This is a genomic window from uncultured Rothia sp., assembly GCF_963544205.1.
In the GTDB taxonomy this organism is placed as follows: Bacteria; Actinomycetota; Actinomycetes; order Actinomycetales; family Micrococcaceae; genus Rothia.
Genome location: NZ_CAUUDY010000022.1, coordinates 1 through 22,320, shown reverse-complemented (window position 1 = coordinate 22,320; position 22,320 = coordinate 1). Strand labels below are relative to the sequence as shown.

The 22,320-nt window shown below is 57.7% G+C and carries 19 protein-coding genes; all 19 read left to right on the top strand.

Annotation, left to right across the window (positions count from 1 at the left end; all coding sequences use genetic code 11):
- Positions 1–333: translation initiation factor IF-3 (infC, locus tag RWZ58_RS08415; RefSeq protein WP_314658336.1), on the top strand; the 333-nt coding region annotated here is incomplete at its 5' end.
- A 197-nt stretch (positions 334–530) separates the two neighbouring features.
- Positions 531–725 carry a 50S ribosomal protein L35 gene (gene rpmI / locus RWZ58_RS08410; protein ID WP_004006287.1) on the top strand — a complete coding sequence of 65 codons (195 nt, stop codon included), beginning with the start codon at positions 531–533 and terminating at the stop codon, positions 723–725.
- 114 nt (positions 726–839) lie between these two features.
- Positions 840–1,220, top strand: a complete 381-nt coding sequence (rplT, locus tag RWZ58_RS08405; protein WP_005507127.1) for a 50S ribosomal protein L20 — start codon at positions 840–842, stop codon at positions 1,218–1,220.
- Positions 1,221–1,447: 227 nt separating this feature from the next.
- Complete coding sequence (locus RWZ58_RS08400; RefSeq protein ID WP_314658337.1) at positions 1,448–2,359, top strand: RNA methyltransferase; 912 nt, start codon at positions 1,448–1,450, stop codon at positions 2,357–2,359.
- A 97-nt stretch (positions 2,360–2,456) separates the two neighbouring features.
- Entirely contained in the window at positions 2,457–3,377 is a 921-nt protein-coding gene (locus RWZ58_RS08395) for a cation diffusion facilitator family transporter (RefSeq protein ID WP_070684934.1), read from the top strand.
- 18 nt (positions 3,378–3,395) lie between these two features.
- Complete coding sequence (locus RWZ58_RS08390) at positions 3,396–4,211, top strand: DUF421 domain-containing protein (RefSeq protein ID WP_070614759.1); 816 nt, start codon at positions 3,396–3,398, stop codon at positions 4,209–4,211.
- Between the two features lie 16 nt (positions 4,212–4,227).
- Complete coding sequence (locus tag RWZ58_RS08385) at positions 4,228–4,710, top strand: (deoxy)nucleoside triphosphate pyrophosphohydrolase (protein ID WP_049338511.1); 483 nt, start codon at positions 4,228–4,230, stop codon at positions 4,708–4,710.
- A 378-nt stretch (positions 4,711–5,088) separates the two neighbouring features.
- Positions 5,089–5,955, top strand: a complete 867-nt coding sequence (efeU, locus tag RWZ58_RS08380) for an iron uptake transporter permease EfeU (protein ID WP_303970688.1) — start codon at positions 5,089–5,091, stop codon at positions 5,953–5,955.
- Between the two features lie 163 nt (positions 5,956–6,118).
- Positions 6,119–7,336: an iron uptake system protein EfeO gene (gene efeO, locus RWZ58_RS08375; RefSeq protein WP_303970689.1), complete on the top strand. Its 1,218-nt coding sequence runs from the start codon at positions 6,119–6,121 to the stop codon at positions 7,334–7,336.
- Between the two features lie 166 nt (positions 7,337–7,502).
- Positions 7,503–8,837 (top strand): iron uptake transporter deferrochelatase/peroxidase subunit, encoded by a 1,335-nt coding sequence (gene efeB, locus RWZ58_RS08370; protein WP_303970690.1) that lies wholly within the window; start codon positions 7,503–7,505, stop codon positions 8,835–8,837.
- Between the two features lie 270 nt (positions 8,838–9,107).
- Entirely contained in the window at positions 9,108–9,629 is a 522-nt protein-coding gene (locus RWZ58_RS08365) for an ABC transporter ATPase (protein ID WP_314658335.1), read from the top strand.
- A 236-nt stretch (positions 9,630–9,865) separates the two neighbouring features.
- Complete coding sequence (pheS, locus tag RWZ58_RS08360; protein WP_049352676.1) at positions 9,866–10,993, top strand: phenylalanine--tRNA ligase subunit alpha; 1,128 nt, start codon at positions 9,866–9,868, stop codon at positions 10,991–10,993.
- A 3-nt stretch (positions 10,994–10,996) separates the two neighbouring features.
- A complete protein-coding gene (gene pheT / locus RWZ58_RS08355) occupies positions 10,997–13,567 on the top strand; it encodes a phenylalanine--tRNA ligase subunit beta (RefSeq protein WP_314658334.1) in 2,571 nt (856 codons plus the stop codon).
- A 191-nt stretch (positions 13,568–13,758) separates the two neighbouring features.
- A complete protein-coding gene (locus tag RWZ58_RS08350; protein WP_303940286.1) occupies positions 13,759–14,556 on the top strand; it encodes a hypothetical protein in 798 nt (265 codons plus the stop codon).
- A 394-nt stretch (positions 14,557–14,950) separates the two neighbouring features.
- The gene (locus RWZ58_RS08345; RefSeq protein ID WP_044150633.1) at positions 14,951–15,436 is read left to right on the top strand and encodes an arginine repressor; all 486 of its coding nucleotides are present in this window, start codon (positions 14,951–14,953) and stop codon (positions 15,434–15,436) included.
- Positions 15,437–15,587: 151 nt separating this feature from the next.
- The gene (locus RWZ58_RS08340) at positions 15,588–17,162 is read left to right on the top strand and encodes an AMP-binding protein (RefSeq protein ID WP_314658333.1); all 1,575 of its coding nucleotides are present in this window, start codon (positions 15,588–15,590) and stop codon (positions 17,160–17,162) included.
- Positions 17,163–17,295: 133 nt separating this feature from the next.
- On the top strand, positions 17,296–17,871 hold the full coding sequence (locus tag RWZ58_RS08335; RefSeq protein ID WP_070737333.1) for an adenine phosphoribosyltransferase: 576 nt from the start codon (positions 17,296–17,298) through the stop codon (positions 17,869–17,871).
- A 184-nt stretch (positions 17,872–18,055) separates the two neighbouring features.
- Positions 18,056–20,350 (top strand): AAA family ATPase, encoded by a 2,295-nt coding sequence (locus RWZ58_RS08330; RefSeq protein WP_314658332.1) that lies wholly within the window; start codon positions 18,056–18,058, stop codon positions 20,348–20,350.
- 167 nt (positions 20,351–20,517) lie between these two features.
- Positions 20,518–21,822 (top strand): tyrosine--tRNA ligase, encoded by a 1,305-nt coding sequence (gene tyrS / locus RWZ58_RS08325; protein ID WP_005507861.1) that lies wholly within the window; start codon positions 20,518–20,520, stop codon positions 21,820–21,822.
- The last annotated feature ends 498 nt before the right edge of the window (positions 21,823–22,320 follow it).

Here is a 22,320-nt window from a genome sequence, read left to right as displayed (position 1 = left end):
CGTCGTTTCCTTTCCGGTGGTGACAAGGTCAAGGCAATGATTCAGTTCCGTGGTCGTGAGCAGCAGCGCCCCGAGATGGGTGTGCGTCTGCTGGAGCGTCTGGCGGCTGAGCTGGCTGAGGTGAGCACCGTTGAGTCTCGCCCCCGTCAGGATGGCCGCAACATGGTGATGGTTCTGGCTCCGCTTCGCGGTAAGGCAGAGGCTCGCCGTGAGCAGGGCGCCGGCGGTCGCAAGGGTCGCGAGCGTATTGACACGACCAAGGCGAAGCCCGTAACTAATTCTCTGGCAGACGCTATGCCTGCCGAGTTGAAGGCACAGGCTTCCGCCGAGTAGGGAACCGGGTCGTCACTTTAGGATGGGCACGCGCCTCCACCGTTGGGTGGATGTTGCGGGTTCACCCGGTGCCGGTTCCGAGGCACCTCGTTGGGGGTGCCTCACCTTTGGTCCTTGGGGCTGATGCGTGTATCGCTCAACCCCACTAAGCTACCCCGCCGTTGTGGCGGGGGATGAATGTAAGGAGAACGGCAGCTATGCCGAAGCAGAAGACCCACTCTGGTGCTAAGAAGCGCTTCAAGCTCACCGGTAGCGGCAAGGTTAAGCGCCAGCAGGCGAACCGCCGCCACTACCTGGAGCACAAGTCCTCTCGTCTGACCCGTCGTCTGGCTTCTGACCAGATCGTTACCGGCGGCCAGGCAAAGGTTGTCAAGAAGATGCTGGGTAAGTAAGCAACGCTTACTCTCTGCACCTGGCGCACCGATAGTGGTGCGCACTGATTAAAGACTCGCTCCTGTTCAGCGTGATATGTGAGCTGTTCAGGACATAAGACGAAGGAGACACACGTGGCACGTGTGAAGCGCGCGGTTAACGCGCACAAGAAGCGCCGTACTATTCTCGATCGTGCATCCGGCTACCGCGGTCAGCGTTCTCGCCTGTACCGTAAGGCTAAGGAGCAGGTCACTCACTCGCTGGTTTACAGCTACGACCACCGTCGTAAGAAGAAGGGTGACTTCCGTCGCCTGTGGATTCAGCGTATCAACGCTGCTTCCCGCGCACAGGGCCTGACCTACAACCGCTTCATCCAGGGCCTGAAGGCTGCTGGTGTTGAGGTTGACCGCCGTATGCTGGCTGAGCTGGCTGTTAACGAGCCCGCTGCCTTCAACGCACTGGTTGAGATTGCTAAGAACAACCTGCCCGAGGACACCTCGGCTCCCAAGGCTTAATTAGCCTAGGTTGTGTGCTTCTGCCCCTGAAGATCTAGGTTCGGGGTGGGATGCTCAAGCGTCGTGAGCGGCCGTCTGCACTTTTGAGTGTGGGCGGCCGCTTTCTGCGTATCTGGGGGTTGTGCTTGTGGCTGTTGTGCTTCTGACTGTTCTGCGTTCTTTGGGTGCGTCTTTGCCTGTACCCTTTAAGAGTGAACTTTTTTGAACGTATTAGTACCCCCGTTGTGATGTCCAATCCGCAGGCTGATCGTGTGCGCGATATTGCGAAGCTGCGTACCCGCGCGGCGCGCACGAAGAAGGGCCAGTTCCTGGTGGAAGGCCCGCAGGCTGTGCGTGAGGCGTTGAAGGCGCACCTGAAGAGCCCCATCCTGGACGCTGTGTATGTCACGGAGGCGGCGTTTGACCGTCATGAGGATATTGCTGAGTTGCTGGAGCAGGTCTACGGCACTCCCACCCCGGAGGAGGGTCGCCGCGTTTTTATGCGTGTGGTGACCGATGAGGTGCTGGAGGCGATGGCTGATTCGGTGAGCCCGCAGGGTATTATTGCGGTTTCCTTTATGGTGGATGCCTCGTTCTCGCTGCTGTGGGGTGAGGGCGCGTTGAACCCGAAGCTGATTGCTGTGCTGTCTCGTGTGCAGGATCCGGGTAATGCGGGCACTATTCTTCGCGTGGCTGATGCGGCCGGTGCTGACTTGGTGATTACGACTAAGGGGTCGGTGGATTTGTATAACCCGAAGACGGTGCGTTCTACCGCGGGCTCGCTGTTCCATGTGCCGATTATTCAGGGCGTGCAGCTGGAGGATTTCGCGGAGGATGTGAAGTCTCAGGGTACTGCTGTGCTGGCTGCTGACGGCTATGGTGCGGTGAATCTGCAGGAGTTGAGCGAGTACACTGTGGCCCGTCGTGCCGGTGTGGAGGCGAGCGCCCCGTCCGGCGTGAAGGGTAATTTTGATCTTTCGAAGCCGACAATGTGGCTTTTCGGGAATGAAGCTCAGGGTTTGAACGTTGAAGAGAAGGCTGCCGCCACTATGCGTGTGGCTGTTCCTGTCTATGGTTCGGCTGAGTCTTTGAACGTGGGTACGGCTGCTGCTGTGTGCCTGTATGCTTCGGCGATGGCTCAGCGCGGCGTTTCCCGCTAGGTTTTCTTGGTTGGGCGGTTCGTGGCTGTGATGCAGCGGCGGGCCGCCTTCGCCTCATAGTTTTAGAGTTTTGGTTTAGGGCTGTAGAAAGGGAATTATGTCTGCTCCTTCTGGTCACTCGGGCTCGGGTGCGATTATTGCCGCGCTGGGCGCGAATCTGGGTATTGCGGTGCTGAAGTTTTTGGCTTTTGCACTGACTCGTTCTTCGTCGATGCTGGCGGAGGCTATTCACTCGGTGGCTGACTCCGGTAATCAGCTGCTTCTTCTTCTGGGCGGTCGCGCTTCGCAGAAGCAGGCTGATGAGGAGCATCCGTTTGGTTATGGCCGTAACCGCTATATTTACGCGTTTATTGTGTCGATTATTATTTTCGCGCTGGGTGGTTTGTTCGCCCTGTATGAAGGTTATGAGAAGCTGCATGATCCGCACGGTATTACCGAGTGGCAGTGGGTTCCGGTGGCTGTTCTGGTGGGTTCGATCCTGCTGGAAGGTAACTCGTTCCGCGTTGCTGTGAAGGAGTCGCGTGATCTGAAGGGCAAGCAGAGCTGGATGCGTTTCTTGCGTACTTCGAAGAACCCGGAGCTTCCGGTGCTTCTGCTGGAGGATGCGGGTGCGTTGCTGGGTCTGATTTTCGCGCTTTTTGGCGTGGGTATGACTCTGTTGACCGGTAATGGTCTGTGGGATGCGTTCGGTACCCTGGCTATTGGTGTGCTGCTGGTCTTTATTGCTGTGTTCCTTGCGGTGGAGATGAAGTCGCTGATTTTGGGTGAGGCTGCTTCGCCGGAGGATTTGGCGAAGATTCGTGCGGCGATTGAGGATGGCGATAGCGAGCGCATTATCCACATTAAGACTGTGCACCTGGGTCCTGAGGAGATTCTGGTGGCGGCAAAGATTCGCATTCATGATGCTGACACTGGTCGTGCGGTGGCTGATGAGATTGACGCGGCTGAGGTTCGTATTCGCGAGGCTGTTCCTGCGGCACGCATCATTTATTTGGAGCCGGATATTTTCCGGGCTTAGTTCTAGGAGATTTTTGTTATGACCGTTGAGATGATCGTTGATGGTTTGCTAAAGATTTTCGTTGGCCTGATCATTCTTTTGGTGTACCTGCGTCTGACTCACCGTTCTCAGGCGGGGCACCAGACCCCGATTGATACCATCGGTAACTTTGTCATCGGTGGTGTGTTCGGTGGCGTGTTGTACAGCAAGCAGATTAGCCTGTTCTACTTTGTCATCTACATGGTGTTTACGCTGTGCATGATTCAGCTGCTGAACGTGGCGACCACGAAGATTCGTTTTCTGCATATGGCGGTGCGTGAGCAGCGCGTGCCGGTCATTACGGATGGTGATATCGATATTAAGAGCTTCCAGCAGGCAGATGTGGTTCTTGATCCGATGCGCCTGATTGCTGACCTTCGTGCGCAGGGTATTTACGACCTGGAAGACATTGAGTTCGCTCAGATTGAACCGAACGGTGCGCTGAGCGTGATCCGTAAGGGTGACGGTGTGCCGAACTTTGCTCTGATTGTGAAGGGTAGCTTGGTCACTCGCGATATCGCGGATGCGCACAAGACCGAGGATTGGGTGTACCTACAGTTGCGTGCCGCTGAGGTCGAGCTTGAGGATGTCTTCCTCATGGAGTTCAAGAACGGCAACCGCCTTCTGATTCTGCTGAATGACGGCACTAATATTCGCCGTGAGGTGGCAGAAGCCTCGAATATGAATGATGAGGAAGAAGAGTGGCAGGAAGGCGTGGAGGAAGCTCCTGAGCCTGAGAATACTGAGGATGCCGAGAAGGAAGTAGCGGAGCACGCTGCTGAGGATGCGCATCCGATGAAGGATTCTAAAGCGTAGAAGAAGGTAGAGAAAGATGAGTGAAGTGTCGCCCTCGTTTGAGGTTCAGGTGGTTGGCGCCGCCGTGGTCGATTCTTTGGTGGCTCCGACCCGTATGCTGGTGGCTCAGCGTTCTGAGCCGCAGACTGTTGCCGGCATGTGGGAGTTCCCGGGCGGTAAGGTCGAACCGGGGGAGAGCTGCGAGCAGGCGCTGGTGCGTGAGCTGAAGGAGGAACTGGGCGTGCAGGCGCGTTTGGGTGCTGAGGTGCCCGGCGCGTACCCGCAGGGCTGGCGTCTGAGCGAGCGTCTGGCGATGCGCGTGTTCTTCGCGGAGATCCTTTCGGGTACTCCGGATACTTTGGAAGATCATAGCGCGCTGCGGTGGATGCCGTTGCCGAAGTCTAAGGATGACGCGCAGGCGTACGATGATTTGCTGGGTTTGCCGTGGATTCCGGCGGATTTGCCGATTGTGGAAGCGCTTCTGCAGCAGCTGCAGGACACTGGCACTGGTGAGGCGTAGACCCAAGGTCTGACCTAATGCTCTGCGCTAGTTCGTTGCGAGGCTAAGTCGCCGTTATGTGACAAACTCGCGGCGGTAACAGGATAAATTTTCTCTATCTTTTTTGACACTGTTTGAAGGCGGGATTCCCTGTGGGGAGTCCCGCCTTTATTCATATTTTGAGGGTGATTTATACGCCATATGAGCCTGACGTGCGTGTTTGTTGGGGTGGTTATTCAAGATGCGTAAAGTTATGGCGACAGGTCGTGTCTAAGAGCCTGCAGTGTAAAGTTTTGCGGGTTTTTGGGGTGCTCAAGCCCCGTATTCCGGGATGAAATCCTGCCCCGTGCGCCGTATGTTTATTAGGTAAGAGAAAACTAACTAATTGGTGATACTGAGATGAACTTTTGGGGAGCCTTCCTCGGAAACTTTTTGATTGGTCTACGCGAGGGCCTCGAAGCGGCACTGGTCGTGGGTATCCTCCTCGCATACATCCGCAAAACCCAGCGTACCCACCTGCTGGCGCCCATGTGGACCGGTGTCGGCGTAGCGGTCCTGCTGTCCCTCGGATTCGGCGCGCTACTGACCTTCGGCCCCGAAACCCTCACCTTCGAAGCGCAGGAAGCCATCGGCGGCTCCCTGTCCATTATCTCGGTCGGCTTCGTCACCTGGATGATTTTCTGGATGGCTGAAAACGCCCGCATGCTCTCCGCCGAGCTGAAGGACAAGCTGGACGCAGCGCAGACCAGCGCTTGGGCGGTCATCCTGCTTGCTGCGCTCTCCGTGGGCCGTGAGGGTCTTGAGACCACCCTGTTCATCTGGTCGGCGACCCGCACCGCAGGTCAGGAAGCGAATGCAACCCCGATGCTCGGTGCGCTGGTCGGTATCGCCATCGCCATTGTGCTGGCGTGGGGCATGATGCGCGGCATGATGCGCATTAACCTCTCGCGCTTCTTCACCATTACCGGTGCGTTCCTGGTCATCGTCGCAGCCGGCGTGCTGTCCTACGGTATCCATGACCTACAGGAGGCAGGCATCCTGCCGGGCCTGAACAGCACCGCGTTCGAGTCCTACCGTTACATCGACCCGAGCGGTTTTGTTGGCACCCTGCTCAAGGCTGTGTTCAACCTGTCCTCGACCACTACCTGGCTTGAGGCGGGCGCCTGGATCCTGTACGTGGGCATTGTGATGCCGCTGTTCATCCGTGCCCAGCGCCCGGGTCTGAAGGCGGCTAAGAAACCGGAAACCGAAAAGGCTACCGCCTAAACCCAGTTGCTAAACCCGGTTGCGTACTGCCTCCACGGGAGAACCAGCCCGGGAAAACCAGCACGGGAGAACCAGCCCCCTAGATTTTTGCGGCAACGATTGGCTGCGAACCCTAACCATTCATACATTCACCCCCTACGGGACCTCTACATAAGGAGAACCTATGCGTAAGACTCTCGCCTCCGCCGGTGCACTGCTTTCGGTCGGCGCACTCGCCCTGACCGGCTGCACCCCCAACAACCAGAACGTGGCGTCCTCCGCTTCGGGCGCCGCATCCTCCGATGGCGTTATTAACGTCAGCGCTAGCGACGATGCCTGCAAGCTGTCGGCGACCACCGTGAAGGCTGGCAAGGTCACCTTCAAGGTCAAGAACGAAGGCACCAAGGTCAACGAGTTCTACGTGCTCGGTGCAGACGGCCTGCGTATCGTTTCTGAGGTGGAGAATATTGGCCCGAACCTCAGCCGCGACCTGACCGTGGAATTGGCAGAGGGTAGCTACAAGACCGCGTGCAAGCCCGGCATGGTTGGCGACGGTATCCGCGGCGATTTCACCGTGACCAAGAACGAGAACGCGGCAACTATCTCTGCCGATGAGCAGGCGCTGCGCGACACCGCAGTCACCCAGTACACCTCCTACGTTAAGGATCAGGTGGAGGCGCTGAAGACCAAGACCGAGCAGTTCGCTGAGCTGTACACCGCGGGCAAGGTGGAAGAAGCGAAGGCGCTGTACTCCTCCGCGCGCCTGCACTACGAACGCATTGAGCCGGTCGCTGAGTCCTTCGGTGACCTGGACCCCTCCCTTGATGCACGTGAAGCAGACGTGGAAGAGGGCAAGGAATGGACCGGCTGGCACAAGATTGAGAAGGACCTGTGGCAGCCCACCGCTGAGAAGAACGGCGGCAAGGAGTACACTCCGCTGACCGCTCAGGAACGTGCAGAGCTGGCGAAGAAGCTCGTTGAGGACACCCAGAAGCTCTACGACGAGGTCCACTCCTCCGAGTTCAAGCTTGAGGCATTCCAGATTTCTAACGGCGCTAAGGAGCTGCTCGACGAGGTGGTAAACACCAAGATCAGCGGTGAGGAAGAGATTTGGTCGCACACTGACCTCTCGGACTTCCAGGGCAACATTGATGGTGCTCGCGTGGCGTATGAGGACGTTCTGCCGATTCTGAAGCAGAAGGACCCGAAGCTGGCTGAGGACATCGCGAAGAAGCTCGATGTCGTTCAGAAGCTGCTCAACAAGTACAAGAAGGGCGACGGCTTCGCTGCGTACGATGAACTGACTAAGGATCAGGTGCGTGAGCTCTCCGATGCTGTTGAGGCGCTCTCTGAGCCGATTTCGAAGATGACTGAGGTTGTGACCGGCGCGGGTACTAAGTAGTATCTGGCCGACGCTCGCCTGCCGCGGTATTTGATGTTTGCGGAAATGCCGGGTGGGGATTGTGGTTTATCTGCGTCCCTGCCCGGCACAAGCGCATCCCAACTGCGGGGTACAGCATCATGCCCCTCGTTCTTCATCATTCATACACCATACGAAAGGCCTTCCCATGCCTACCGATTCCAACTACCACACCCCTGAAGTAGCCCCTGAAGCAGCGCCCGCGGCTAAGCCTGCTGGCACCTCTCGCCGTGGTGCGCTGGGTGCGGCACTCGCGGGTGCTGGCGCCCTGGGCGCTCTCGGCGCGCTCGCCGGTTGCTCCTCCAATTCCAGCGCGCAGGCTTCTGCGAGCGCTTCCTCGACTGCCGCGAAGGATTCCCACTCGTTCTACGGTGAGCATCAGAGCGGCATTTCGACTGAGGTTCAGGACCGCATGTACTTTGCGGCGCTGAACCTGAAGACTACCGACCGTGACGAAATCCAGTCCCTCTTCAAGGAATGGAGTGCCGCTGCCGCGAAGCTGCAGGCGGGCGAGCTGGTGGGGGAGGACCGCTCCTATGAGGCGCCTCCTAAGGACACCGGCGAGGCGATGGACCTGTCCGCCGCGCATCTGACCCTCACTTTTGGTCTGGGCCGTAGCTTCTTTGTTGACGATGAGGGTAAGGACCGCTTCGGCTTTGCTTCTAAGCTCCCGGAGGCGCTGGTCCGTATCCCCCATATGACCGGTGATGCGCTGGAGGAGAAACGAAGCAACGGTGATATCTGCATTCAGGCGTGTGCGGATGACCCGCAGGTGGCGTTCCATGCGATTCGTAACCTGATTCGTATTGCTGGTGGCCGTGCCGTGGTGGCGTGGAATCAGCAGGGCTTCGGTCGTACCTCTTCGACCTCGACGAGCCAAGTGACGGCACGTAACCTGTTCGGTTTCAAGGATGGCACGAATAACCTGAAGGTGGAGAGCCCGAACCTGCTGAAGAAGCATGTGTGGACTTCTTCTGAGAATTCGGCGAATAGCCCGGCGTGGATGGAGGGCGGTAGCTATCTGGCTGCTCGTCGTATCCGCATGAATATTGAGACGTGGGACCGCACTCGTCTGCGTGAGCAGGAGGAGATTGTGGGTCGTACGAAGGTGACCGGTGCACCTTTGTCGGGTGGTGACGAGTTCTCGGCTCCTAATTTTTCGGAGAAGGGCCGCTCGGGTCCTCTGATTCCGGCAGATTCGCATATGCGTCTGATGCATCCTGACCAGAATCAGGGCGTGCAGATGTTGCGCCGCGGTTTTAACTACACGGACGGTGCCGATGAGCTGGGCCGTCTGGACGCTGGCCTGTTCTTTATCGCGTATGTGTGCGATCCGCGCACGCATTTCATCCCGATGCTGAGCACGATGACCTCTTCGGATGCTTTGAGTGAGTATCTGCGTCATACCGGTAGCGCGCTGTTCGCGGTGCCGCCGGGTGTGAAGGATGAGAACGACTACATTTGCTCGGGTCTTTTTAGCTAGCGTTTTAGCCTGCGAGCCTGTGCATTTGGGGCGTCTATAAGCGGAAGCTATGTGAAAGCAGGAGGTGCGTGTCGCCTCCTGCTTTCTGTTTTTGTAGCTTGTGTGGTGGCTTTTTTGTTGGCGTTGTGGACGCTTAGGCTGTCTCTTTGTGGGTTTTTGTGGGGGAGGGGATTTTGTCACATATGGGTTCGACACGGGTGCATACTTTGGAAACCTTTCGGTAGGCGGGTAGTATTGAGGGAGAAATCACATACGTATTGGGAGACAATGATGACTGCTCAACCCCCGTTTGATCCGGGTGCCTACCGCTCCGACGCGGTTCCCTCGGACACTCAAGCTATTTATATTCAGGAAGGCGGCGCTGAGCCGCGCGGAATTCTGTTCCACTCGCCGACCAAGCACCCGAAGATTCTGCGTCTGCAGGAGATTATGATTGTCTCCGCGTTGCTCTGCTTTATCCACGGTGTTATTTCCTCGTTCGCGCCGGGTAACCTGTCCCCGCTGAAGGGTCTGCCGGAGGTCGGTGTTGCAGGCGGTATCGGCCTGCTGGTCGTTTCTGCGGTTGTGTACATCTGGGTGTACTTCACGATTCAGAAGGGCAAGCGTCTGGGCCTGACCGTCGGTCTGATTTTTGCGATTCTGGGTGCGTTCGTGGCGATTCTGTCTCTGATTGGTAATGTCATTGACGCTCAGCGCTACGGCTTCGTGCCCCTGTACGCGGCATGGTTCATTGCGAACGTGCTGTGGATTCGTGCATCTTTCGACCCGGCTGTGAAGCAGGCTCTGAAGTAAGTACAACCCTTCAACACTGTTGTTGAGGCTATATACCTAAGAACGCCCGGATGGACTATCCGGGCGTTCTGCTGTTTACGCTTCCTTCTCTGGTCTAAAATGGATAGGATATGCGCCCGTCGCCTTCCCCCTGTTCCGCACACTGTGTGGGCAGCCGGGGGAGAGCAGACGGTGCTGCCTAAGGTGTATAACGAGCCAGCCGGCATAGTGCCGGTGGTATGCAGAGAAGAGTGACAATGACCGATTCCGTGCAGGAACACGAGGGTCTTAACGGCCCGGCTCAGGTTCTCGCCCGCATTGCGCAGGTTCTGGAGGAGAACCCCGAGAACGGTTTGGACGCTATCCGTGAGGCTTTTGAGGCTGAGCGTGAGCGTGCCAAGCAGGAGATTCGCGAGAAGGCTACCGATTTTGACAGCCTCAAGGAGGTGCGCCTGAGCTTCTTCGGTGAGAAGGGCATCATGAGCATCGCTAACCGTCAGATGCGTGATCTTCAGAACCAGCACAAGGGCCCGGTGGGTAAGCTGATGGGTCAGGCTCGTGCGGCTCTGACTGAGGCTATTGAGGCTCGCACTGCCGAGCTGGAGGCTGAGCGTGAGGCTCGCATCCTGGCTGAGGAGGCTGTGGATGTTTCTGCTGCGTCGCCTCGCCGTTCTCTGGGTGGCCGCCACCCGATTGCTCTGATGCAGGAGCGCCTGACCGACATTTTCGTTGGTATGGGTTGGGAAGTTGCTGACGGCCCGGAGCTGGAGTCCGAGTGGTACAACTTTGACGCTCTGAACATTAAGCCGGATCACCCGGCACGCGAAATGCAGGACACTTTCTACGTTGAGCCGAAGAACGCTCACCTGCTGCTGCGCACCCACACTTCGCCGGTGCAGATGCGTTCGCTGCTGTCTCGTGAGCTGCCGCTGTACATTGTGTGCCCCGGCCAGGTGTACCGCACCGATGAGCTGGATGCGACCCACACCCCGGTCTTCCACCAGATTGAGGGCCTTGCCGTGGATAAGGGTCTGACGATGGCTGATCTGAAGGGCACCCTGGAGTACATGGCACGCGCCATGTTCGGTGAGGACGCTAAGATTCGCCTGCGCCCGAACTTCTTCCCGTTCACTGAGCCTTCCGCTGAGCTGGATTTGTGGCACCCGAACGCTAAGGGCGGCCCGCAGTGGATTGAGTGGGGTGGCTGCGGCATGGTGAACCCCAACGTTCTGCGTGCGGCGGGTATTGACCCTGAGGAGTACTCGGGCTTCGCCTTTGGTATGGGTATTGAACGTACCCTCATGTTCCGTAACAACGTCGCTGACATGCATGACATGGTTGAAGGCGACATCCGTTTCTCTGAGCAGTTCGGGATGGAGATCTAAATTATGCGTGTACCCCTGTCATGGCTGCGCGAGTTCGTGCCTGTAGCTGAGGATGCTTCGGCTGAAGATTTGATGGCGACTCTGGTGAAGGTTGGCCTGGAAGAAGAAGACGTTCACCGCCCCTCTGATGAGCTGTCCGGCCCGATTGTGGTTGGTCAGGTGCTCTCCATGGAGCCGGAGACCCACTCTAATGGCAAGACCGTGAACTGGTGCCAGGTGCGTGTGGTTCCGGAGGGCCAGGAGCAGACTCTGACCGGTAAGGGCATTGAGCCTTCCGGCGTTCAGGGCATTATTTGTGGTGCCCACAACTTCAAGCCCGGCGACAAGGTTGTTGTGACCCTGCCCGGCGCTGTTCTGCCCGGCGGTTTCGCGATTACCGCTCGTAAGACTTACGGCCACAAGTCGGCTGGCATGATTGCCTCGACCCGTGAGCTGGGCATTGGCGACGACCACGGCGGCATCCTGGTGCTCTCAACCCTGGGCCTGGACCCGGAGGTTGGCACCGACGCGATGGAGCTGCTGGGCCTGTACGATCAGGCTGCTGAGGTCAACGTGACCCCGGACCGCGGTTACGCGTTCTCCCTGCGCGGTATTGCTCGCGAGTGGTGCCACGCTACCGGTTCTTCCTTCGAGGATTTTGTGCTGGCGTACGGCGAGCGCGCCCCGGAGGCGAACGATGCCGGCCACGCTGTCGTCCTGCGTGATGACGCCCCGATTCACGGTAACCCGGGCTGCACTCGTTTTGTGATGCGTGAGGTTTCGGGCGTGAAGGCGGATGCGCCGGTTCCGACCTGGATGTCTTCGCGTCTGCGTCTGGCGGGTGTGCGCTCACTGTCGCTGCCGGTGGATATTTCGAACTACGTGATGCTGGAGACCGGTCAGCCGCTGCACTTCTATGACGCTGACAAGGTTCAGGGTGAGATTGTGGTGCGCCGCGCTGCTGCTGGCGAGAAGTTGGTGACCCTGGATGGCGTGGAGCGTACTCTGCACCCCGAGGACATCGTTATTGCTGATGATTCCGGCGTGATTGGTCTGGCCGGTGTGATGGGTGGCGCCTCGACTGAGGTGACCGATTCGACCACCCGCATTCTGGTGGAGGCTGCTCGTTTTGATGAGGTGTCGGTGGCTCGTACTGCTCGCCGTCACAAGCTGATTTCTGAGGCGTCGAAGCGTTTTGAGCGTGGCGTGGATCCGCAGATTCAGGCTGCGGCTGCTCAGCGTGCGGTTGAGTTGCTGGTTGAGCTGGCTGGTGCTCAGATTGAGCCGGGCGTTACCGATGTGTCTCTCGGCTATGAGCCGGTCGTGATTGACCTGCCTGCTGATTACACTGCTGGTCGTATTGGTGTGGATTACTCGCCGGAGCAGATTGAGTCTTGCCTGCGTGAGATTGGTTGCTCGGTGGAGCGTACCGAGTCTGGTTACGCGGTGACTGTCCCGTCGTGGCGTACTGACCTGCGTGCGAAGGAAGACCTGACCGAGGAGATCGCACGTATTGACGGTTACGAGAACATCCCCTCGACTCTGCCGGTGGCTCCTGCGGGCCGCGGTTACACTCCGGAGCAGGCGGGTAAGCGTCGTGCGCTGAATGCGCTGGCTGCTTCCGGTCTGACTGAGGTGTTTGCGTACCCCTTCGTGTCGGCTGATGCGAACAACCTGTGGTCGGCTCCGTGGGTGAGCACCCCCGAGAACCCGGTGACTGAGGTTCCTTCGGTTCGCCTGGAGAACCCGATTTCTTCGGCTGAGGGCTGGATGCGCCGCTCGCTGCTGCCGGGTCTGGTTGAGGTTCTGAAGCGTAACCTGTCTCGCGGTTTCAAGAACCTGGCTATTTTCGAGGCTGGTCACGTGTTCATTCCGGGTGAGCAGCTCGGTTCTGAGTCCATTCCGCCGCTGGGTGCTCGTCCGTCGGATGAGGTTCTGGCTGACCTGAACGCCGGTATTCCGCAGCAGCCCACTTTCATTGCTGGTCTGTTCGCAGGTACTGAGCATGAGGTGATGCCGGGCGCTGCTCCGCGCGCTTACGATTGGCGTGACGCTCTGGACGCTGTGCGTCTGGTCGCTGCCGCTGTTTCGGCTGAGATTCAGGTCCGTAATGGTGCGCATACTGCGTTCCACCCGGGCCGTGTGGCTGAGATTCTGAACGCGGCAGGTGAGCGTGTTGGTTTTGCTGGTGAGCTGCACCCGAAGCTTCTGCAGGAACTGAACCTGCCTGAGCGCACTTGCGCGTTTGAGCTGGATTTCTCGGCGCTGTTCGCTGGTCGTGTTGAGGCACGTCAGGCTGTTCCGGTGCTGACTTTCCCGGCTGCTACTCAGGACGTGGCGCTTCTGGTGGATCGCGATCTGCCGGCTTCTGAGGTGGAGCGCGTTCTGCGTGAGGGCGCTGGCGAGCTGCTGGAGGACATCCGCGTGTTCGATGATTACCGCGGTACCGGCATTGATGAGTCGAAGAAGTCCCTGGCGTTTGCGCTGCGTTTCCGCGCGCCGGATCGTACGCTGACTGCTGATGAGGCCTCGGCTGCTCGTGAGGCTGCCGTGGCTGCGACTGTTGAGCAGCTGGGTGCAGAACCGCGTGTCTAACCGGGTCTAACCCTATGGCGTAACGCCTAGTGCTGACGGGGTGGGAGTCGCTGGCTCCCACCCCGTAGCTTTTGGCGTTGCGTGGTGGGTTTACCCGTCGGTGTGTTCATGAAGCGCTGATAAGCGCTTTCCTTGGTGAACTCATGTGGTTATGGGTACCCTAGAAGATAGATGAAGTGAGGGAGAGAGTAATGGCTAATCGAGAGAACTCGCGCGAGCAGGACGAGCTGTCGCAGTCTGCTGAGGTCGAAGAAACCTATTTCGAGGATTCTCAGTACGATGACTCTGAGTACGGTGATTCTCAGTACGAGGATTCTGAGTATGAGGAGTACGACGAGTACGAGGATTACGACGATGAGGAAGAGAACTCCTCTCTTTTCGCGATGAGTGAGGAAGAGCTGGATGACCGCCCGGGCGTGAACTGGCTGTCGGTTCTTTCTGCTGCGGTTGCGGTTATTCTTTCCATTATTTTGGCTGTTGTGGGTGTCCGCGCGTTTGCGTCGGTGAATAATAACGCCGAGTATGCCGGTAAGAGCTGGGTTATTCAGGGTACTTACCAGGATTTGACTCCTGACCTGATTACGAAGGGTAATGTGGCTCGGTATAAGGGCAACTTGCCGGCTGATGACGCTCTGAACGGTAAGACGTACGTGTCGAATCTGAAGGATAAGTACCAGGTGACTTCGGGCGCTTCGATTGAGTTCCGTGGTTCGCAGACTGGTGATGTTCCTTCTGAGTTCCCGCGTGAGGTGGACGGCCTGCTGGTGGAGAAGAACGGCAGCCTTGAGGTTGTCTACACCGCTGAGAAGGGCACGTTGAAGCCTGTGACTGAGGCAAGCGTGAATGCTGAGCGTTTTGCCGGTATCGCAAGTATCGTTGGTGCGGTGCTGGTGCTTCTGCTGGGTCTTGGTTTTGCTGTGTGGCTGAACCGTCGTTCGCACGATGTCGAGTATGAGGACCTGGATGGTCTGGTGGAGGATGAGCGCTAGGCGTTCTGCGTCCTGAGGATTCACCTCGAAGTTTTGTTGAAGGAGCCTGTTTCCGGCGCACGTTGTGTTGCTGGAGGCAGGCTCCTTTTTCATGCTCGCCTGTCGGAGGTCTCTTGACCGGCGCGGCGCACCAGCCCACAATGTTCTTGCACGCTATGCATTCACTGTGAGGTTATGCGCTTGGGCGCGTAGATACACGCTGGTTTCACGGTGTTGTGTGTAACAGCTGGCGAGATGAACCCTGAAATTTCCCCCATATCTTGGAATATTCCATATCTGAGGCGCATATTTATGTGCATATGTATTATCTTGGGTAGTGAAGAATGTTGCGCTGCGCCACCGCTGGGCAGCCCGTTCTGAATTCGTGATTGGCACCGTAGGAAGAAGAGATATTATGCCTTTCCCCTCGACCAAGATCGCGCGTCAGGCACGCATCGTTGAATTGCTGCAGACCCGACGTGTCCGCTCCCAGGCTGAACTGGCGCAGTACCTAACCGATGATGGTATGAAGGTTACTCAAGCGACCCTTTCCCGTGATCTTGTTGAAATTGGCGCTGAGCGCATCCGCGATGAAGGCGCCGGCCTGATTTATGCTGTGCCGAATTATCCTGCTCGTCGTGGCGGTGGTACTGCACCTGATGCCCGTATGATTTCCCTGTTTAAGGAGTTGCTGATTACCGCTGAAGGTTCGGCAAATATTACGGTTCTGCGTACTCCTCCGGGTGCCGCGCAGTTCTTGGCGTCGTCGATTGACCAGGGCGGTCTTGAGGCGATTATGGGCACTATCGCCGGTGACGATACGGTCATTGTTGTGACTCGTGACCCCAATGGTGGGGCTGCGCTGGCGGAGAGCTTCTTGGATTGGTCTGCTGCTCAGTAGTAGCTGGGGCGTATCTTGTGCTGTTCTTCTGAGGTTTTCAGGGGAACGGGTGAAGGTACGCCCTTCTGCTGTCTTCGGGCTCTTTTCCGGGCTTCTAGCTCTGCTTCTTCTTTTCTAGGTATCCCAATTTTCTGTGGTGAGAGTTTTTATCATGTCTGAAATGCACGATTCAGCGAACAATATTGCCTACCTTCTGGCGGAGGCGGCATCGTCTGCCGGGGCTAAGGCTGCTTTGGCGATTCCGGCTTCTGAACCTGCTGATATGCAGGTGGTGAGCTACACGCAGTTGGCATCTACGGCCGCGCAGGTTCAGCGTCATCTGGAGGCGCTCGGTGTTGAGCGTGGTGACCGTGTGGCGTTGTCTATGCCGAATGTGGCGTTGATGCCTGCGCTGTATTACGGCATTGTGGCTGCGGGCGCGATTTGTGTGCCGCTGAATCCGCTGCTGTCGGGTGCTGAGCTGGAGTATCATCTGCGCGATAGCGGGGCGAAGGTTCTGTTCGCTTTTGCGGGTACTCGCCTGGCGTCGGAGGCTTCCTCGACGGTGTTGGTGAAGAACGGCTCGGTTCGTTGCGAGATTTTCACCGGGGGAGAGGGCTCACCGGTGGCTCCCTTTGACGCGCCTACCGAGACGGTTCTGGAGCCTGTTCCGGTGGCGGCGAGTGATGCGGCGATTATTCTCTACACGTCAGGTACGACGGGCAAGCCGAAGGGCGCGACGCTGACTCACGCAAATATCCTCTCGAATGCTCGTAGCTGCGTGAGCGTTTTTGGGTTCACCGCTGAGGACGTCATTTTTGGTGGTCTTCCGCTGTTCCATGCGTTCGGTCAGACTGTGTCGATGAACGCGGCGTTTGCGGCGTCGGCTACGGTGGCTCTGCTGCCGCGTTTTACTCCCGATGGTGCGCTGAACCTGATTGAGCGTGCCGGGGTATCGGTGTTGGCTGCGGTTCCGAGCATGTATGTGTCGTTGGCGGCAGCGCTGGAGGCTGAGCCTGAGCGTGCGCGCTCGCTGCGCGGTCGCATCCGTTTCGGTATTTCGGGCGGTTCGCCGCTGCCCGCCCCGGTGCATGCCGCATGGAAGACGCTGATTGAGTGCCCGGTATACGAGGGCTACGGTTTGAGCGAGACCTCGCCGGTGGTTTCCTTTAATCAGGCGGAGTTTGGCATGGTGCTCGGCTCGGTGGGTCGTGTGCTGCCGGGCGTGCAGGTGCAGGTGCGTTGCCCGGAAGGTTCCGAGTGCGCGCCAGGCGTGAGCGGTCAGCTGTGGGTCCGCGGCGAGAATGTGATGGCTGGTTACTGGAATAATCCGGCGGCTACTGCTGAGGTTTTTGACGGCGAGTGGTTTGCGACCGGTGATGTTGCTCGTGTTGATGAGCAGGGCAATATTTTTATCGTGGATCGTATTAAGGACATGGTTCTGCGTAATGGCTATTCGGTGTATCCGCGTGAGATTGAGGATGTTCTCTACACCCACGAGCAGGTGCAGTCGGTAGCGGTGCTGGGTGTGCCGGATGAGCGCGTGGGCGAGGAGGTCGTCGCCGTGGTGATGCCGCGTCCGGGTGCTGATGAGGGCGTGTTGCAGGCTGAGCTGAATGCTTTGGCGCGTACTCGTTTGGCGGCGTATAAGTATCCTCGCCGTTACGTGATGGTGGAGAGCATGCCGCTGGGCCCGACCGGTAAGATCCTCAAGCGTGACTTGCGGGTTTCGATTCAGCAGGGCTGAACCCGCCAGGCGGTTTGTGGCGCTGTTCTGAGGACAACCGCGGGCGAAGAGGGTAGAATCTTGTAGGCGGCTTCTACCGCGTTATTGTTCCCGGTTGTTATGCCTGGGCTGAACCATCCACGAAAGAGAGAGCATGAGCGTTCCCGCTTCTGAGGCTTCGCGAACCCCTATCGAGCAGTTGATTCCGGCTGCTTGCGCTACGATTCCGAATTACCCGCACGAGGGCATCCTCTTTTACGATGTGACCACTCTCTTCGCTAATGCTGAGGTTTTCAAGGCGTGCATTGATGAGCTGGCTGCTCGTTTTGAGGGTCAGTTTGATGTGGTGGCTGGTGTTGAGGCTCGTGGCTTCTTGCTGGCTTCTGCGCTCGCGTACGCTACCGGTACTGGTGTGATGACGGTTCGTAAGGCAGGTAAGCTTCCGCGTGAGACGTACCGTGAGGAGTATGCGCTGGAGTACGGTAGCGCGGCGATTGAGATTCACTGTAATGATTTCGCTCCGGGTACTCGTGTGCTTCTGCTGGATGATCTGCTGGCGACCGGCGGTACCCTGGTGGCTGCCGCAAAGCTGGTGGAGCGCGCGAACCTGAAGGTTGCCGGTGTTGGTGCTCTTCTGGAGTTGGAGGGCCTGGGCGGTCGTGAAGCGTTGGACGGTTACCGTCTTGAGACGCTGAGCTTGGTCTCTGAGTATCCGCTGCCGTCGAAGTAGTTTTATAGATGTGGAGGTGCCCCGCCGGTTGGTCCGGTGGGGCACTTTTCTGTGTATGCTTGGGCGGGTTTTCTGTGGGGGTAATATTTCGGCGCTACGGAGCCTGTCCTGTAAAATAGTGACCCGTATTTTTGGGTGCCTGTCGCGCCCTGTCTTTGAGACACCATAGGTTTAAGGAGCTTACGTGTCATCTGAATCTTTGCCCCAGCAGTCTGCTGATTCTTCGGCGGCTGAGAAGCTGTTTGCTGAGCAGATGGCTGCGGAGCGTGAGTATGTTGCTCGCGTGTATGCCCGTCTGGATGAGCTCCGTGAGGAGACGGCTGAGAAGCTGGCTGCTGTGCGTAAGAATCAGGCGGTGGGCGGTCATCAGAACCGTTCGGAGCGTGACTCTTTTGCTACTCACTATGAGGATCGTTTGGCGCAGCTGAATGCTGTGGATTCTCGTCTGACGTTTGGCCGTTTGGATATGGACCGTGAGGGCGCTGATGCGGTGCGTTATATCGGTCGTATTGGTATTACGGATAGCAATCAGCAGCGTCTGCTGATGGACTGGCGTGCCCCGGAGGCGGGTACGTTCTATCAGGCGACCGCGTTCCAGCCGATGGGCGTGCGCCGTCGCCGTCACCTGATGCTTGAGGGCCGCACTGTCGTAAATATTGAGGATGAGGTCTTCGATTCGGAGATGCTGCAGGATGAGGACACCCTCCACGGTGAGGGTGCTCTGTTGGCGGCGTTGAATAAGAAGCGTACCGGCCGCATGGGCGATATTGTGGCGACGATTCAGGCTGAGCAGGATGCGATTATCCGCTCGGAGCTGCCGGGTATGCGTGTTGTGCAGGGTGGCCCGGGTACCGGTAAGACTGCTGTGGCGCTGCATCGTGCGGCGTACCTGCTGTACACGAACCGTGAGCGCCTGTCGAAGGCTGGCGTGCTGGTGGTTGGTCCGTCGAATTCGTTCATGTGGTACATCGAGCGTGTGCTTCCTTCGCTGGGTGAGACCGGCGTGGTGATGGCTTCGTTGGCGACCCTGTACCCGGGTCTGCGTGCTGTTCCTGAGAAGGACCGCGCGGTTGCCGCGTTGAAGGGCGATTTGCGCATGGTGAAGGTTATTAAGCGTGCGGTGGCGGATCGTCAGAAGGTGCCGGCTCAGGTTCAGCGTCTGAACGTTGAGGGTACTGATGTTGAGCTGACTCCGGAGATGGTTCGTTCGGCTCGTTCTCGTGCTCGTTCGACGGGCAAGCCGCATAATGAGGCTCGTGAGACGTTCGTGAAGATTCTGTTGAAGGAGCTGACCGCGAAGCTGGATGATCAGCTGAACCGTGCTGCGGGTCGTGTGGTGGAGCGTCCGTATCTGCAGGATGATGTGCGTGCTTCGATGGATGTGCGCCGTGCCTTGAACCTGGCGTGGATGCCGCTGTCGCCTGAGACTCTGTTGCGCTCGCTGTTTTCGAAGCAGCACTATCTGGAGTCTGCGACTCGTGAGTTGTTGAAGGCTGAGCGTGAGTTGCTGGCTCGCCCGGCGGATGCCCCCTTCACTGAGGCTGATGTTCCTCTGCTGGATGAGGCTGCTGAGCTTTTGGGTGATTTTTCGAAGGTGACCGGTGCGGCTGCGGCGGCTCGTGCTGCGGCGGAGCATCGTGCGAACCTTGAGAATGCGGCGAAGGCTTTGGAGAATGTTCACCAGTCGCTGGAGGATATTGGCGCTGATGGCGTGATTACTCCTGAGCAGATTGCGATGATGAATGAGGTTCGTGGCGAGCGTATGACTGCTGCGGCTGCGGCGTCGGCTGATCGTACGTGGGCGTATGGCCATATTGTGGTGGATGAGGCTCAGGAGCTCTCGCCTATGCAATGGCGTTTGCTGATGCGTCGTTGCCCGATGAAGTCGTTCACGATTGTGGGCGATATTGCTCAGGCGTCTTCTGCGGCGGCCGCTTCCTCGTGGTCGCAGGCGTTGGAGCCGTTTGTGGGTGAGCGTTTCACTCTGGAGGAGCTGACGATTAATTACCGTACTCCGGCTCAGATTGCTGAGGCGGCGGTATCGGTTGCTCAGGCTGCTGGCTATGAGGTGTCTGCACCTCGTGCGGTGCGTGAGGGTCAGTGGCCTCCGCTGGTTCATGAGGTTGCCGCCGAGTCTGTTGTGGAGCAGACCGTTTCTGTGGTCAGCGAGGAAGTCGCTCATTCGGGCGGCGCTCTGATTGGTGTGGTGTGCCCGCCGAGCCTGTATGTTCAGACGGCTCAGGCTGTGGCTCGTGCTCATGCTGATCGTACGGGTACCGCGCAGACTGCGTTGGAGAATCAGGTGCTGGTTCTGACTCCGTGGGAGGCGAAGGGCCTGGAGTTTGATGTCGTGGTGATTGTTGAGCCACAGCAGCTGATTGATGATGCTGATGGTGCTGTGGGTGACTTGTACGTGTCGATGACTCGTCCGACTCAGCGCCTGCACATGGTGGGTTCGCGGATGCCCGCGGGTCTGTAGCCTTGCGGCTCGTGTAGCCTCTATCCGTTATTTCTTTTGAGCCGGTGCCGCACCGGTTTGGGCGCTCGCTTGGGTTTTTCTGAGCGTTTGGGCTGGTGCGGTGCTAGGCTTGTTACATATTTTGTTCGAGCGCCTTCGGGCGTTGTTACCTTGTGAATGGGAGAAGCATGTCTGCCGAGATCCTCAACGCGCAGCATAATGACGATACCTTCGAGAATATTTGGCAGGAGCTGAAGTGGCGCGGCCTGGTGCACGTGAGCACTGATGAGGCTGCTCTGGAGAAGGCGCTGAGCGAGGAGAGCCTGACTTTCTATACGGGTTATGATCCGACTGCGGCTTCTTTGCACCTGGGTCACTTGGTGCAGCTGCTGGTGATGCGTCGACTGCAGCTGGCTGGTCACAAGCCGCTGGGTCTGGTGGGTGGTTTCACCGGTTTGATTGGTGATCCGCGTCAGACTTCTGAGCGTGTGCTGAACTCTCCTGAGGTTGTTGCTGAGTGGGTTAAGTCTCTGCGTGCTCAGATTGAGCGTTTCCTGTCTTTCGAGGGTGAGAACGCTGCCCGTATGGTGAATAACCTGGACTGGAGCGGTCAGATGTCTGCTCTGCAGCTGCTGCGCGATGTTGGTAAGCATTTCCGCGTGGGCACCATGGTGAAGAAGGAGATTGTTGCGAAGCGCCTGAACTCTGATGAGGGTATTTCGTACACCGAGTTCTCGTACCAGATTCTGCAGGGCCTGGACTTCCTGGAGCTGAACCGTCGTTTCGGTTGTACTCTGCAGACCGGTGGTTCTGACCAATGGGGTAACCTGACGAGCGGTACTGAGCTGATTCGTAAGGTGGAGGGTAAGAGCGTTCACGCTATTGGTACTCCGCTGATTACTAACTCTGATGGCACTAAGTTCGGTAAGAGCGAGGGTAACGCTATTTGGCTGAACCCGCAGATGTGCTCGCCGTACGCTTTCTACCAGTTCTGGCTGAACACTGCGGATGCGGATGTGCTGGATCGCCTGAAGGTCTTTACTTTCTTGACTCGTGCTGAGATTGCTGAGTTTGCAGAGAAGGTTGAGAAGGAGCCGTTTAAGCGTGAAGCTCAGAAGACTCTGGCGTACCTGGTGACTTCGCTGGTTCACGGTACTGAGGCTACTGATCAGGCTGTGGCTGCTTCGGAGGCTTTGTTTGGTAAGGGCGATTTCGCTGCTCTGGATGAGGCTACCTTGGAGTCTGTGGTTGCTGAGCTTCCTTCGGCTAAGCTGTCCGAGGACCGCCTGGACATGATTTCTGTTCTGACTGAACTGGGCTTTGCGAAGTCTAACTCTGAGGCTCGTCGCATTCTGAAGGAGGGCGGCGCTTCAGTGAACGGTGTGAAGGTTCAGGGCGAGGACGCGGCGATTTCTAAGGATGATCTGCTGCACGGTCGTTTTGCGATGGTTCGCCGTGGCAAGAAGAACCAGGGCGCTGTAGAGCTGATCTAATACAGAGCTGGTTTAGTCTTCTCGATACATATAGATGGGGAGGGGTTCTTCTCTGCTGAGTGTTTAGTACTGAATGTTCGGTACTGAATATTCGGCGGGGGAGTGCCCCTCCTTTTCTATTCCCTATATACGTTCTCTTTATATACAGAGCCCCTCCGTCAGGAGGGGCTCTTCTTGTATCGTTCTGCTACCCTCTGGCTCTGGGGTTTCTTGGTTTGTCTTTGTTGGCGAGGGCTTTGGGCGCCTTTCGACCCTGTTTTGGGGGTCCAGAGAGGGGAATTCGCAGATTTTTGAGGTTTTTTGGAAGTTTTTTGAAGATTTTTTGCCACCCATAAAACGCACTGACTAGGCACTTTAGTGCCTGGAAAGGGTGTTTGAGACCCTTTCAAGGTCCTGTTTGTGTCCTAGTTCACCCGTTTTCGGGTTGCAGGGGTGTTTGGGCATCTGTATAGTTGTATGAGTCGCCGCGGCGAGGAGGAAAAAACGAAGAGCTTCTTC

What these genes read in the sequence shown, in the direction of transcription:
- RWZ58_RS08340 (WP_314658333.1), top strand. Translation starts at nt 15,588, where the DNA reads ATGTCTGAAATGCACGATTCAGCGAACAATATTGCCTACCTTCTGGCG.
- RWZ58_RS08390 (WP_070614759.1), top strand. Translation starts at nt 3,396, where the DNA reads ATGACCGTTGAGATGATCGTTGATGGTTTGCTAAAGATTTTCGTTGGC.
- pheS (WP_049352676.1), top strand. Translation starts at nt 9,866, where the DNA reads ATGACCGATTCCGTGCAGGAACACGAGGGTCTTAACGGCCCGGCTCAG.
- RWZ58_RS08365 (WP_314658335.1), top strand. Translation starts at nt 9,108, where the DNA reads ATGACTGCTCAACCCCCGTTTGATCCGGGTGCCTACCGCTCCGACGCG.
- RWZ58_RS08350 (WP_303940286.1), top strand. Translation starts at nt 13,759, where the DNA reads ATGGCTAATCGAGAGAACTCGCGCGAGCAGGACGAGCTGTCGCAGTCT.
- efeO (WP_303970689.1), top strand. Translation starts at nt 6,119, where the DNA reads ATGCGTAAGACTCTCGCCTCCGCCGGTGCACTGCTTTCGGTCGGCGCA.
- RWZ58_RS08345 (WP_044150633.1), top strand. Translation starts at nt 14,951, where the DNA reads ATGCCTTTCCCCTCGACCAAGATCGCGCGTCAGGCACGCATCGTTGAA.
- efeB (WP_303970690.1), top strand. Translation starts at nt 7,503, where the DNA reads ATGCCTACCGATTCCAACTACCACACCCCTGAAGTAGCCCCTGAAGCA.
- rpmI (WP_004006287.1), top strand. Translation starts at nt 531, where the DNA reads ATGCCGAAGCAGAAGACCCACTCTGGTGCTAAGAAGCGCTTCAAGCTC.
- RWZ58_RS08385 (WP_049338511.1), top strand. Translation starts at nt 4,228, where the DNA reads ATGAGTGAAGTGTCGCCCTCGTTTGAGGTTCAGGTGGTTGGCGCCGCC.
- efeU (WP_303970688.1), top strand. Translation starts at nt 5,089, where the DNA reads ATGAACTTTTGGGGAGCCTTCCTCGGAAACTTTTTGATTGGTCTACGC.
- pheT (WP_314658334.1), top strand. Translation starts at nt 10,997, where the DNA reads ATGCGTGTACCCCTGTCATGGCTGCGCGAGTTCGTGCCTGTAGCTGAG.
- RWZ58_RS08335 (WP_070737333.1), top strand. Translation starts at nt 17,296, where the DNA reads ATGAGCGTTCCCGCTTCTGAGGCTTCGCGAACCCCTATCGAGCAGTTG.
- tyrS (WP_005507861.1), top strand. Translation starts at nt 20,518, where the DNA reads ATGTCTGCCGAGATCCTCAACGCGCAGCATAATGACGATACCTTCGAG.
- RWZ58_RS08400 (WP_314658337.1), top strand. Translation starts at nt 1,448, where the DNA reads ATGTCCAATCCGCAGGCTGATCGTGTGCGCGATATTGCGAAGCTGCGT.
- RWZ58_RS08395 (WP_070684934.1), top strand. Translation starts at nt 2,457, where the DNA reads ATGTCTGCTCCTTCTGGTCACTCGGGCTCGGGTGCGATTATTGCCGCG.